Origin of the sequence: Lacticaseibacillus porcinae, from assembly GCF_003946305.1 — a bacterium.
Taxonomy (GTDB): Bacteria; Bacillota; Bacilli; order Lactobacillales; family Lactobacillaceae; genus Lacticaseibacillus; species Lacticaseibacillus porcinae.
Genome location: NZ_RHNS01000003.1, coordinates 219,484 through 232,262, shown reverse-complemented (window position 1 = coordinate 232,262; position 12,779 = coordinate 219,484). Strand labels below are relative to the sequence as shown.

Sequence of the window (12,779 nt, the reverse complement as noted above, 5' to 3'; positions counted from 1 at the left end):
TTTAGACTTGTAATCTCTCTAACATGCGGTAATTTAGTAAACAGAGAGATCGGAGGATGTGTGCATGAACTGGAATACCATCAAAGTCATCATCGAAGTGGTGATCGTCTTAAACACGATCGGTGCGGTTTTCACCGTGTTTCGTGAAAAACGCGACATTGCGGCAACTTGGGCGTGGTTATTGGTGTTGAACTTTTTGCCAGTGGTCGGCTTTTTACTATATGCTTTCTTAGGTCGCAAGCTGACCCATCGTCAATTGGATAAAATTCGCGCCCAACCAAATGCAGAATTAACCGATGCCTTAAAGGCGCAACAAAAATCCGTCCCACCATATCGCGCAACTGATACCCACACTGAAGCTTCAGTGAAGAATTTGGTCAACTTATTTCAAGGCATCGATAATAGTTTCGTCACCACCAATAACGAAACTGCGATTTTTACTGATGGGCCGACGTTGTTTAAAGACATGCAACAAGAGATCCGTGCCGCGCAACATCATGTTTATGTGGAATTCTACACGTTTTATGCCGATCAACTCGGCGCCGAACTACTCAATACCTTAACGGCTAAAGCGCGAGAAGGCATCGACGTCCGGGTGTTGTATGATTCATGGGGGTCCATGGGCGCAAAGTCTGAATTCTTCGACCCGTTGCGTGAAGCAGGTGGATTTGCGGAACCGTTTTTAGGGATCCATTCCAATTTATTTGATTTTCGGTTGAACTTCCGTAACCACAGAAAAATCGTTGCCATTGATGGGTGGGTCGGCTATATCGGCGGCTTCAATGTTGGCGATCAATATGTTGGCCGCGATAAAAAGTTTGGTTACTGGCGTGATACGCATTTGAAGCTAGTCGGGGATGGGGTGTTGGCGTTGCAGCAACACTTTATTCAAGATTGGGATGCGACGGTCACGACACATAAACTCGATGTCAATCAAACGCATTTTCCAAAAAAAGACGAAGGCCTCGGCGACACGATGTTGCAAATCGTCACCAGCGGTCCGACTGGAGATCTGGAACAGATCAAACTTGGTTATTTGCGGTTGATCAACTCAGCCCGCGAACATCTTTATATTCAAACGCCTTACTTGATCCCTGATGATTCGGTGATCAACGCCTTGCGTAGTGCGATCCACTCCGGTGTCGATGTGCGCATCATGGTGCCGCATATGCCAGATCACGCTTTCGTCTACCGCGCAACGCAATATTATGCGCATCTCTTAGCAGATGATGGTGCGAAGATCTATTTCTATCAAAAAGGTTTCCTTCATGCCAAAGTCGTCACCATCGATGATACCATCTCATCGATCGGCTCAGCGAATATGGACTTTCGCAGTTTCAAATTGAATTTTGAAGCCAATGCCTTTATTTATAATTCACAAGTTGCCCTGCAACTCCATAAGATCTTTCTGGATGATATTGAAGACAGTACGTTGATCACACCAGCAGATTTCCACAATATGTCGTTATGGTTGCGGTTCAAGCAAGCCTTTTCCCGGTTATTATCCCCAATTTTGTAACAGGAGGTCCCTATGAATCTCAATCGCAAACAACTGATCCGCATCGCGGTGATCGGTGCCTTATTTTTGATCGGGTTGATATATCCGGCACAGTTATTTGGTGCGTTGACGCATTTATTAGCGATCGCCAAGCCATTGATCTTAGGCGCAGCGTTTGCTTATGTCTTGAACTTGGTGTGTGTCCGTATTGAAAAACGGTTGTGGCCCAAGGCGTCGAGTCGGATGGCGTTAGGGGCACGCCGGCCAGTCGCCTTGTTGAGTTCGGTGGTCGTCGTCGCAGTCTTGATCGGGTTTGTGATGTGGCTTGTGATCCCACAATTCATTACGGCGTTGACCAACTTCTTCACCAGCTTGCCGCATACGATCAACTTGATCAATGAATGGCTCGCCAAATCGCAACAAGCCAATGCGGTGACTAAACAACTGGCCGCAGCAAAAATCGATTGGTCTGATCTCCAACAAAAAGCGTTGAAGTTCTTAACGTCTGGGATCACGGGAATCTTTTCCAGTTCTGTATCGATTTTCACTAATTTAGCTGGCGGCATTTTCTCATTTATTTTAGCGTTTGCCTTTGCGTTATATCTTGTCGGGAGCAAAGAACGGATCGCAGGGCACTTAAACCGCGTGCTTAACGCCTTTGTCCCAGCCAAACCGCTGGCATATACTCGTTATGTGCTGCGTGTCGCCGATGATATGTTTTCCCATTTCATTGTCGGACAAGTCACCGAAGCGACGATTGTTGGGACTTTGTCAGTGATCGGGATGTCGATTTTTCGTTTTCCGAATGCAATTTCAATTGGGGTGTTGGTGGGGATGACCACTTTGATCCCAATGTTTGGGGCATTTATCGGTGGAGCGATCGGCTTTGTGCTGATCGCGGTTGCCAATCCCATGCAAGGGTTAGCGTTTGTGGTGTATTTGGTGATTCAACAACAATTGGAAGGGAACCTCATTTATCCTCGCGTGGTCGGCGGTTCGATCGGTTTGCCTGGTATTTTAGTATTGGTGGCAATCACCATCGGTTCTGGTTTAGCTGGGATCTTAGGGATTTTGATTGGCGTGCCGTTAACGGCAACATTGTATCGTTTGATCAAAAACGCGACCTTACAAAAAGAACAACAAATTTAATGATGAGCTGCCTCGGCAAAACGCTGAGGCAGTTTTTAATTTGCAATTGTTCATGACCTTTGTTATGATTTTAAATCGTAATAGTTACGATTTAAAATTTGGAGGATTGCTCATGTACAAACGCAATTTTTTACTGCTAGCTTTATTCACGTTAATGGTCAGCCTTGCTGCCTGCGGACAAAATCGCGCGGCCAATGACAAACTACATATCGTCGCCAGCGTCGACTTCTATGGAGAAGTGGCACAACAAGTGTTAGGCAAACACGGCACTGTGACGTCAGTGATCAACGATCCTAATGTTGATCCTCATGATTATGAACCCACCACGCAAATCGGTAAAACTGTCGCTAAAGCGGATCTGTTGATCGAAAATGGTGCCGGTTATGATAGTTGGATGACCAAGCTTGCTAAAGCACAACCTGATACACCGATCGTCTCTGCTGCCAAAGTGGTCGGCGTTAAAAATGGCGAAAACGAACATATTTGGTATAAACCTCAAGCCATGAAGTTAATGGCCAACGCTTTAGCCAAACGATTCAGCAAATTGGATCCCCAACACAAAGCTGCCTACTCGCGTAATGCCAAACGCTATATCGCTAGCCTCAAGCCATTGGATCAAGCTGTGGCCAAAGTGAAACACTTGAGTCAAGGAAAATCAGCCATCGTTTCTGAACCGGTGTTTAACAACGCGCTACAAGCTGCCGACGTTCGTGTCGCTGATCAACATTTCGCCCAAGCCATTGAAGAAGGCAGTGACCCCACGCCGGCAGATATCCGTCGCAATGAGGCGTTACTCAAGCAACATCAAGTCGCCTTTGTGGTGATCAATCAGCAAGTGCAAAGCAAAGTGGTGTCGCATCTCACCCAACAAGCAAAAGCGGCAGGGGTGCCGATCCTCAAAGTCACCGAAACCATGCCGCGCCATCAAACTTACTTGCAATGGCAATTGAATCAATATCGTAATCTGATAAAACTATTAGAAAAATAATTTTTTACTGAGATGAAAATAATAAGCGACTGAATTTTAGGTTATGGCATGTTGCAATAAGAAGTTTCTGAGAAGACTTATCGTTTTCGTACATGAGAAAACGTTCTCGACGCGGTATAATAATCATTGTAAGAGAAGGGAGCTGAGCACATGACTGATATTACCAAACAAGCACGTGCTGTTTTACGCAGTGTCATCGAACCAGTTCAAGGCGTTGACGTGGTCCGCTTAGGGCTGATCAATCACGTTGAGGTGGACGCTGATGGCAATTGCATCGTCACCATGCCAGAGTCGGTATGGGGCAATCCCTTAGCAGAATCGACTGGTGAAGAAATTGCGCGGGTCTTAGAACGCCTTGATGGTGTGGACCGCGTGGCCATTGATATGATCTGGCCGCCAGTCCGCTTAGTGATGAAGATTCGTGAAATGTTAAATTGGTAATTTAAAAAGGTTCTGCTAGCGTGATCGCCAGCAGAACCTTTTCTTAATTGCCGCCGAAACTTGCAGCCCAAGTCCCGGCCGCGACAATGATGCCATAAGCGAGGGCTTTTTGGCGTAATTGCTTGGCATCATAGTCATGACAATCTTGATGCAACTTCCCATATAACGCGCGTCCTGCAGGCGATAACGTCATCGCTCGAAAATAAGGTAATTGGTATAATTCGATGTACATCGGGACGCGAACTTCTGTGATCGCTTCCCCGTCATCCAGCGCTTTGGCATATTTCAACAAGATCTGGTTATACGCTTTGATCCATTCAAAATCGCCGTGTTCGGGATATGCAGCGTCGATTAAATCGTAAAGTACTTGGGCGTCTTTTTCCATAATCGTCCCTCCAATGTGGCTTTAGTGTATGCTCAAGCGCGAATGCAGTCCAGTGAAGTGACGAAAGTGTTAGGCGATGCATGAAAAAACGCCTACCGAAAACTTCGGTAGGCGCAGTGATTCAATTAGTCATTTAAAGTAAATTGCAAAGCCATCCGTGGGGCGGATAACTTGACCATTTCACCAAGTAGGTGAGTGGCTTGTTTCAACGCCGCGTCAGCCATTTGTTGGTTGACGCCGGTTAAGTAAGCAGCCAAGTCTTTTTGTTCTGCAGCTGCGGCGTCGGCGTCATGTTGCAATTTGCGGCAAGCAGCAACGGAATTTTCTTCGAACATGTCTTCTTGATCTTGGAACAAATCAAAGTCATAATCACCAAATGTTGCCAGCAAGTAGGTGAGCCAGTACATGTTCGATGGATCAAATTCTGTGGTGGTATCGCGATAAGCGGCAGGCGTATCGTTGACATTGGCGTAGAATGGCACTACAGCGTTGAAGGTGTTAGGCCCAAAGGCTAACCAGTGCACGCCTTTTAAAGCATCAGGAACATCGGGACGAATTTGTAAAATGTGCAATTCTTGGTTACGGTTGATGCCGATCGGACGGAATTGCTTCTTTTGTGCTTCAGTGCCAGTGCCATAAACATCATAAGGGGTATTTTGGTAGTGAGACGATTCGATGAACTTGACGTCTTCAATGGAAATCAAGCGGTTGGCTCGGCAAATGAAAGGCAAATCTTGATCGATCGGTGATTGTTCAACGTCAGGGGTCAAATATTTTTGACCAAACCAGGCGCGAGGGTTGTTGTAGCGCGTGTCTTTAGGGGTTGCTGAACCAAAGATATGGCGTAAGTTGTAACCTTCACGATCAGGGTTCAAATGATTTTCATCGATCAACGTCTTAAGATCTGCTGAACACATGGTGTCATCAGAATCAAAATCAAACCAGTCGATATTGAAGCGGTTTGGTGCGATCACATAAGCATCATCAGGAATGCGTTCTGCAGCCCAGTGGTGACCGCCGATGGTATCAAAGTACCAAACTTCATCTTCATCGGAAAACGCGATCCCGTTGGTTTCATAAGTGCCATATTTTTCATGTAAAGCGCCTAAGCGAGCCACACCTTCACGTGCAGAGTGGATGTAAGGCAAAGTGATGGCAGTGATATCTTCTTCACCTAAACCGTCTTTAACTAATGGGTCTAACCCTAAGATCCGTGAGTTGGTGGTGGTGGTTTCAGTGGCAGTCATGGCGACATTGGCGCTGTTGATCCCAGCAGCAGCCCAGATGCCGTGTTCTTTTTCAACGTCTGGCGTTGAGGTGTAACGCATGGGATCGTCAGGCAATTCGATGTGGAACTTGGAAAGTTTCGCTTGGTAGTGGCGTGGTTGATCTTCAGGTTTTACCAAAACAAATTTTTCAAAGTTTAACGGGGCAAAGCCATCTTCGTTACGTGCGATCATAGTTGAGCCGTCGATGGAGGCTTTTTTACCCACTAATACGGTGGTACATGAACCGTGATGATATTCAGTCAATTAAGGTCATCCCTTTGTATAAGATGGGTCTATTATAGTCCTTTGATGACAGACACAAAAGTCGACAGTGGCGCGATTTGATTTTGCGGGCTATAATAACCCTAATGAAACGGAGGACGACATGATGGATGAAACCTTTAAAGATCGCGCACTAGAGGCGCTGGAGCAAGTGATCGACCCAGAACTTGGCGTCGATGTCGTCGACCTTGGTTTAATTTATGATGTCGCCATCGATGACGGCGTCTGCACCGTGACCATGACGTTGACGATCATGGGGTGTCCATTGTCTGATATGTTGTCAGAAGACATCGACGCGACCTTAGCGCGGCTTCCAGAAGTCGATCAAGTGAAGATCAACTTAGTCTGGGAGCCTGCTTGGTCGGTGGATAACTTATCGCGTCAAGCCAAGATCATGCTTGGGATCCACTGATCACCGGATAAAACATACCAAGAGGCTCAGACAATTTGTCTGAGCCTCTGTTTTTATTCGTTAGTGTTTCATGCCGCCATCTGGCGACAGTGGACTAGCTCCGTTTCAGTGATTTGAAATGGGGACTCCAGCTGGCTCGTCGGTGCGTAGTGAGGGTCCAAGGGGTTGCTAGCCTGGATGTCTCGCTACGCTCCCCACCAGCGGATCTTCCCCTGCGGCTTTCCGTTAGCGACTTGTCGCTTACGGAAATCTCACCACGCACCGATGGCCTGCTTCCATCCCCCATTTCAAATCACTTCCACTACGCTAGCCTACTGTCACCTGACAGCTACAAGTCACGTGATGTCTGCGTGATATCATGATTAGTCATTTGAATGACATCGTATATTAACGTATTTGATTTGTAAGTTAGCAATATTAATGCAGAAAAGCTGTGGTCGGAGATGATTTGGCAGAACGGAGGTGAGCTGGACAATTGCCTGTGGTAGTAAAATCAAGTGAAACGCCGGGTTTTGGCGGTTCGCGCAGATTTCACCGGCAGAATTTGAAACAAAGCGATTTTCTTTGGTTCAAATTCTAGGTGCAAGAACATCGGCGGGTTTTGCCGATTTCTGAAACCGGCCGCACGGCAACTTGTCCAATTCACCGCAGTGACGCTAAATCGTCGGAGCTCACAGATTTTCGTGCCGGACAGCGAGTGCATGAAAAAAGCCAAGACTGTATGTCGTCTTAGCTTGAGGATGATTTACAAGTCTTCGGTACTTAATGGAACTGGTTGGCCGAAGTAATAACCTTGAATGTCGGAGCAACCGGGAATACGTTGCATATTTTCAACATCATCTAACGATTCAACGCCAGAAATTTCAAAACGTTTGTGCCTCAGTTCGGCTTGTTGCGCCCAGAAATTCAAGCGATCATGCAAGTCTTCGTCAGTGGCATAAGGTCGCAGATTTTGAATGCCGAATTTATAACCCACGACGTAAGGGGTCAACGCTTCGACTAAGCCTGGTAAATTATTGCCACTGCCGACATCATCGATGACGACTTCAATACCAGCTTTGAAGAAGGCTTCGGCGGCATGGACGATCGTTAAATTATCGATATTTGGATCATAACGTTCAGTCAATTCAACGGTCAAAATCACATCAGTATCGTTTTGGACGCGGCGAACCATGTCCAGAAATTCAGGGTTCACAAAATGGACCCGTTCCAAATTAAAGGAAACGCGTGTGATGGTTGGTGGCATCGCAATTAATGCTTTGCGTAATAAATACTCAAATTGATCAGGTGGCAATGCCGTGAAATCTTCTGGCAATAGCCACCGACCGTCGATGTGCTGGCGGATCAAAAGTTCATACCCGCTGGCGGTATCGTCGCTGTCGATGTTAGCAAATTTGGGTTGACCGTAAAAGGTGATCATCTGTTGTTCCCCTTTGATGTGACTGACTGAACGCATCAGCTAACCCATCATACCGCGATTAAGCACTCAAGGTCAATTGAGTCAAGGGGAAATTTTAATAAGAATTGTTCCAAACTTGATCTCCGTCAAGTTTTATTTTCGCTTGCGGCCATACAATGAACTTGTCAATGAGCGAAAGGGGAAAGCAAACATGAAATTCCAACAATATTTACAAAAGAATCAAACCACGATCACTTGGTTATCTGCTGCGTTGATCGTGATCGGCTATGCCGCTAAATTCTTAGGTCAGCCGACGATTTATGCAATCGTTTTGGCAGTGGCTTCGATCATCGCGGTGCTACCGATCGCGATGCATGCTTATCAAGCGATTCGCGTGAAAGTGATCTCAATCGAGTTTCTGGTGACCTTAGCGGTGATCGGGGCATTTGTGATCGGAGAATACAATGAGTCGGCGATTGTGACCTTCTTATTCTTATTCGGGAACTTCCTCGAACAAAAAACCTTATCCAAAACCCGCGAATCGATCAAAAGCTTAACCGAAATGGCCCCAACCACTGCACAAGTGGTGCAAGCAGATGGGAGCCTAGACGAAATTGACGTCGATGATGTCGATGAAGGGGATGTGGTTCGGGTGAAAACCGGTGCCGCGATCCCAGTTGATGGGAATGTTGTTTCTGGTTCTGGCTATGCTGATGAAGCTGCAGTTACTGGTGAATCGCGCGCTGTTTCCAAACAAGTCGGCGACCCAGTCTTCTCTGGTACCATGTTAAGTGATGGGTTCTTAGATGTTGAAGCGACTAAGGTTGGTGATGATACCACTTTTGCTAAAATCGTTGAATTAGTTGAAGATGCCCAAGACACCAAATCTCACGCCGAGAAATTTATCGATCGTTTTGCCCAGTACTATACGCCGGCAGTGTTAGTGTTAGCAGCTTTAGTCTTCATTTTCACCAAAGACTTACGCACTGCGATCACTGTCTTAGTCCTCGGATGCCCTGGGGCGTTAGTAATTGGCGCGCCGGTTTCTAATGTTGCTGGGATCGGCAATGGCGCCAAGCGCGGGATCTTAGTTAAAGGCGGCGAAGCAATGGACACTTTTGCCAAAGTCGATACCTTTGTATTTGATAAAACTGGGACGTTGACCACTGGTAAAACTGCTGTGGATCAAGTGTTAACTTACACTGATGACAAAAATCAGTTGATCCGCTTAACCGCAGCGCTTGAAAGCTTATCTGATCATCCACTAGGTCGTGCTTTGACACAATACGCTGACCACAAAGGCCAAGACTATCAAAGCCTAGCTGTGACCGATTCCAACACGATCAAAGGTCAAGGCATTGCCGCTACTATCGACGGGCATCATGTTTGCGCCGGGAATGTGAAGTTATTGGCTGCTCACAACTTACAATTAACTGATGAGCAAGCAGCGTCTTTGCATGAATTGGCTAGTGCTGGGGCTTCAACAGTGATCGTTGCCATTGATGATCAAATCGCCGGGATCTTCGCCATTGCCGATCAAATTCGTGAAGGGATGGCGGATCAACTCGCTAGCTTGCGTCAAGCTGGTGCGAAGCATTTGGTCATGTTGACTGGTGATAATCAAGCCACTGCTGAACATGTCGCCGAGTTATTAGGGATCGATGAAGTCCATGCAGAATTGATGCCAGAAGATAAAGTGACCTTTGTTCAACAATTCAAAGCTGCCGGTCGCACCGTTGCTTTTGTCGGCGATGGGATCAATGACTCCCCATCGCTTGCCACTGCAGATATCGGCATCGCGATGGGCTCTGGGACTGATGTCGCGATCGAAACTTCTGATGTGGTGTTGATGCAATCGAGTTTTGCCGCCTTGAACCATGCTTATCGCTTAGCCAAGAAGACGGTATTGAACACTCGTGAAAATGTGGCGATCGCCATTGCCGTTGTCGCCTTCTTATTGATCGGCTTGATCGCTGGATTCATCTACATGGCCAGTGGTATGTTCGTTCATGAAGCTTCAATTCTTGTGGTGATCTTCAACGCCATGCGGTTGATCAACTTCGGTGGTAAAAAAGCGCAAGCCTTAACCGCTCAACAAGCTTAAATTAAAAAACTTTTCCCCAAAACAGCTGGGGAAAAGTTTTTTTGTTTGTGGCAGTTATCCACAAGTTAATAAACGCTACCTTCAAAATGATGTAAATGCGGTTGGGCAAAGTTGAAGCTTGCGAGGTCTTTGACTGAGATTACCGCAGTAGCGCCAAGGGCTGGCATTAAGTTTAAATCAGTTTGGCAATCGTCAGGCAATACCAAAATCACTGGTTTGTTCAAACCGTAGGCATAACCGACTTCCCATAACACGCCAGGATCAGAATTCGCAGGCGTGGGGTCATATAACGCCACGACAATATCAGAGGCATTGATCCCTGAGACATCTTCACGAAAAGTTGCCATTTGCCATTCAGGGTTGGCGAACATGTCAGGATGATCATTTGGCGTCCAGTTTTGATAAGCATGTTCTTGTGGTCGAAATGAGTTTTCCCAATCCAATGTGGGATTAGCTTTTAGCTTTGGGGTGGCGGCGTCAAGCAAGGCGATTTGTGCTGGATTGAACCAACTTTCCGCCAAATATGCAGTTTTCATTAACGTTGCTCCTTCAATAATTGGTCTAAGGTTTGGATCATGCGTTGGCAAGTGTCAAGGTCTTTAGCGACAGCACCAGAGGCTAGGGGATGACCGCCGCCACCAAAAGCGACAGCGATTTGATTGATCGGATGGTGTTTACTGCGCAATTCACAGCGATACTTGCCATCTTCACGTTCAGTGAACATGACCCAAGCGTCAATGGTCGTCAACTTACCCACATAATTCACTGCGAGTTGTTCTAAACCTAAAGGCACATCAAATTGTTCACGCACTGCTGTGGATAAAATGAAACTCCCTGCGCCAGCTTCAGTCACTTCGGTATGTTGGAGCGCATAACCGATCAATTTCGCCATGTTCGGCGTTAGTTGGTCTTCTGCTCTGGCAATCGCTGGGGCATCGATACCGGTCGCCATCAAGTCTGCGGCAACCCGTAAGGTCTTTGGCGTGGTGAGATCAAACATGAAACGACCAGTATCACCAAGGACCCCAGCATACAAACAGCGTGCGCCTTCAGCTGTCAGTGACCACTTGGCGGCTTGTGCGAGGTCATACACGATTTCTGAGCTACTAGAAGCATTTGTGTCCACATATGATAAATCGCCAAAAGGTTCGCGATCAGGATGATGGTCGATTTTCATCAACTGTTGACCAGTGGTGTAGCGAGGATCAGCGATGCGGGCGGTGTTGGCAGTATCGATCACGATCACTAAGGCACCGGCGTATTGGACATCGGCGATCACGTCAGGGACACCGATCCAGTTGAGATTTGGTTGCGATTCGCCAACTGCAAAAACTTGTTTCTGCGGAAATTGGTGTTGGATCAAGGCTTTTAAACCCATTTGTGAACCAAAGGCATCAGGATCAGGATTGATATGACGATGAATGATAATGTTGTCGGCTTGCATGATGGCCGCAATCAAATCAGTTAGCATAATGTCCTTTCCAAAACTAGTTTCTTTTAGTTTAGTGGAAATTCAACGGAATGCAAAGTTTTTGCTTTAAGTTCTGTTTAAGTCAGCTTCGCTATATTAAACCCATTCAATCGGGAAATTGCGGGTAGCCTTATCAGGTGCCCGCTTTTTGCCGTTTCAGGAGGAACTTATGGCAAGACGATATTTACATGAAGTGGATTTCATGCGCGCTTTTTTCATTTGCGGGGTATTGTGGAATCACACGATCAATCAATTCACTAGCCTCATGGCCCATCACTGGCACACCCCGTATTACGCCTTGCGTAGTATTCGGATGATTGGTCATTTTTCTCGGATGGGCTTTATGTTTATGACGGGGTTAGTATTGATGATGATCTATTATGAAAAACATGATTGGCCAACATTCTGGAAAAAACGCTATAACGGCGTGCTGTGGCCTTATTTGATTTGGAATTCCTTGTTGCTGGCCGTGATGATCGGAGTCAATCAAGGTAATTACTCATGGTTGCAACTCCCGAAAATCTTACTGCATGGGGATCATTTCTATATGTATTATTTGTTGATCACCATGCAGTTGTATCTGTTGTTTCCTGTGATTGTTAAACTGTTTCATCGCTTTGAAAGGCATCAACTTCGCCTAGTGATCATTAGCTTTATCATTCAATTGAGTTTAGTCACTTTGATCAAATACGGTTTGTGGGGTGTGAATACCAACAACTGGCCATACTGGTTCAAAGCTTATTCGATCAATGTGTTTGTTTATCAATTTTATGTGGTGCTAGGTGGGTATGTGGCGTTGCATCGCAAAAAAGTCGTGAACTGGTTGAATCAAATTTGGGGATTATTAGTGCCATTCACGATCAGCTTAGGTTTAGGCACCGTGATTTATTATCGCGGGTTTAATCAACAATTGTTAGCATTGCGCAACAGTCATGCGCTGTCGCCGCATCAACCTTATATGTTAGTTTATGATACTGCAATGATCTTGATGACGTATGGGTTAGGGCAACGTTTTGCTAGCTGGCGCTTGACGCATCGAAAACATTGGATCGCCAAATTCATTCATAATATCGCGACGGTGAGTTTTGGGATGTATCTCAATCAAACGCTTGCGTTGATGGGGGTGAAATGGGTGTTATCACAAACCGGTTGGTCGTCACTGCAATTAGTTTGGGTGTTACCGATTGGTTATGTTGCTGTGGTGTCGATGAGTTTTGCAATGGCTTGGTTTTGCTATCGCTTCGTACCATTTGGCCTTTTGATCGGGAGGCCGCGATGGCATTTACGTTTGAAAACGTCAAAACCGCAAATCGTTGAAAATGCGGATCGATAGGCATGTGCCATGTGAAAAAAACATTCTATTCGGTTTATTTGTATCAAAA

12 protein-coding genes are annotated in these 12,779 nt (G+C 46.1%); 7 read left to right on the top strand and 5 right to left on the bottom strand.

The annotated features are described in order from the left end of the window. The first annotated feature begins 58 nt into the window (after window positions 1–58). The 4 genes from cls to EKM92_RS04780 all read left to right on the top strand — a co-directional run bounded on the left by cls (window position 59) and on the right by EKM92_RS04780 (window position 4,076). Entirely contained in the window at window positions 59–1,519 is a 1,461-nt protein-coding gene (gene cls, locus EKM92_RS04795) for a cardiolipin synthase (protein WP_125708424.1), read from the top strand. Between the two features lie 12 nt (window positions 1,520–1,531). Beyond that, window positions 1,532–2,647 (top strand): AI-2E family transporter, encoded by a 1,116-nt coding sequence (locus tag EKM92_RS04790; RefSeq protein WP_125708422.1) that lies wholly within the window; start codon window positions 1,532–1,534, stop codon window positions 2,645–2,647. A 112-nt stretch (window positions 2,648–2,759) separates the two neighbouring features. Beyond that, window positions 2,760–3,635, top strand: a complete 876-nt coding sequence (locus EKM92_RS04785; protein WP_225420718.1) for a metal ABC transporter solute-binding protein, Zn/Mn family — start codon at window positions 2,760–2,762, stop codon at window positions 3,633–3,635. A gap of 150 nt (window positions 3,636–3,785) precedes the next feature. Beyond that, the gene (locus EKM92_RS04780; protein WP_125708420.1) at window positions 3,786–4,076 is read left to right on the top strand and encodes an iron-sulfur cluster assembly protein; all 291 of its coding nucleotides are present in this window, start codon (window positions 3,786–3,788) and stop codon (window positions 4,074–4,076) included. Between the two features lie 43 nt (window positions 4,077–4,119). Here EKM92_RS04780 and EKM92_RS04775 read toward each other — a convergent pair whose 3' ends face one another. Further along, complete coding sequence (locus tag EKM92_RS04775; RefSeq protein WP_125708418.1) at window positions 4,120–4,461, bottom strand: hypothetical protein; 342 nt, start codon at window positions 4,459–4,461, stop codon at window positions 4,120–4,122. A 125-nt stretch (window positions 4,462–4,586) separates the two neighbouring features. Next, on the bottom strand, window positions 4,587–5,993 hold the full coding sequence (locus EKM92_RS04770; protein ID WP_125708408.1) for a C69 family dipeptidase: 1,407 nt from the start codon (window positions 5,991–5,993) through the stop codon (window positions 4,587–4,589). A gap of 121 nt (window positions 5,994–6,114) precedes the next feature. Here EKM92_RS04770 and EKM92_RS04765 point away from each other — a divergent pair, with 121 nt between their 5' ends. Then, window positions 6,115–6,423 (top strand): metal-sulfur cluster assembly factor, encoded by a 309-nt coding sequence (locus EKM92_RS04765; RefSeq protein ID WP_225420717.1) that lies wholly within the window; start codon window positions 6,115–6,117, stop codon window positions 6,421–6,423. Window positions 6,424–7,168: 745 nt separating this feature from the next. Here the strand turns inward: EKM92_RS04765 and EKM92_RS04760 are convergent. Beyond that, window positions 7,169–7,879 carry an EAL domain-containing protein gene (locus EKM92_RS04760; RefSeq protein WP_125708404.1) on the bottom strand — a complete coding sequence of 237 codons (711 nt, stop codon included), beginning with the start codon at window positions 7,877–7,879 and terminating at the stop codon, window positions 7,169–7,171. Window positions 7,880–8,033: 154 nt separating this feature from the next. Here EKM92_RS04760 and EKM92_RS04755 point away from each other — a divergent pair, with 154 nt between their 5' ends. Then, on the top strand, window positions 8,034–9,926 hold the full coding sequence (locus EKM92_RS04755; protein WP_125708402.1) for a heavy metal translocating P-type ATPase: 1,893 nt from the start codon (window positions 8,034–8,036) through the stop codon (window positions 9,924–9,926). A gap of 65 nt (window positions 9,927–9,991) precedes the next feature. Here EKM92_RS04755 and EKM92_RS04750 read toward each other — a convergent pair whose 3' ends face one another. Together EKM92_RS04750 and EKM92_RS04745 are read right to left on the bottom strand one after the other, a co-directional pair. Continuing rightward, entirely contained in the window at window positions 9,992–10,462 is a 471-nt protein-coding gene (locus tag EKM92_RS04750) for a nucleoside 2-deoxyribosyltransferase (RefSeq protein ID WP_125708400.1), read from the bottom strand. Beyond that, a complete protein-coding gene (locus EKM92_RS04745; RefSeq protein ID WP_125708398.1) occupies window positions 10,462–11,397 on the bottom strand; it encodes a DHH family phosphoesterase in 936 nt (311 codons plus the stop codon). Before EKM92_RS04745 ends, EKM92_RS04750 begins: the two co-directional genes overlap by 1 nt. Window positions 11,398–11,566: 169 nt before the next feature. Here EKM92_RS04745 and EKM92_RS04740 point away from each other — a divergent pair, with 169 nt between their 5' ends. Further along, window positions 11,567–12,730, top strand: a complete 1,164-nt coding sequence (locus EKM92_RS04740; RefSeq protein WP_125708396.1) for an acyltransferase — start codon at window positions 11,567–11,569, stop codon at window positions 12,728–12,730. The last annotated feature ends 49 nt before the right edge of the window (window positions 12,731–12,779 follow it).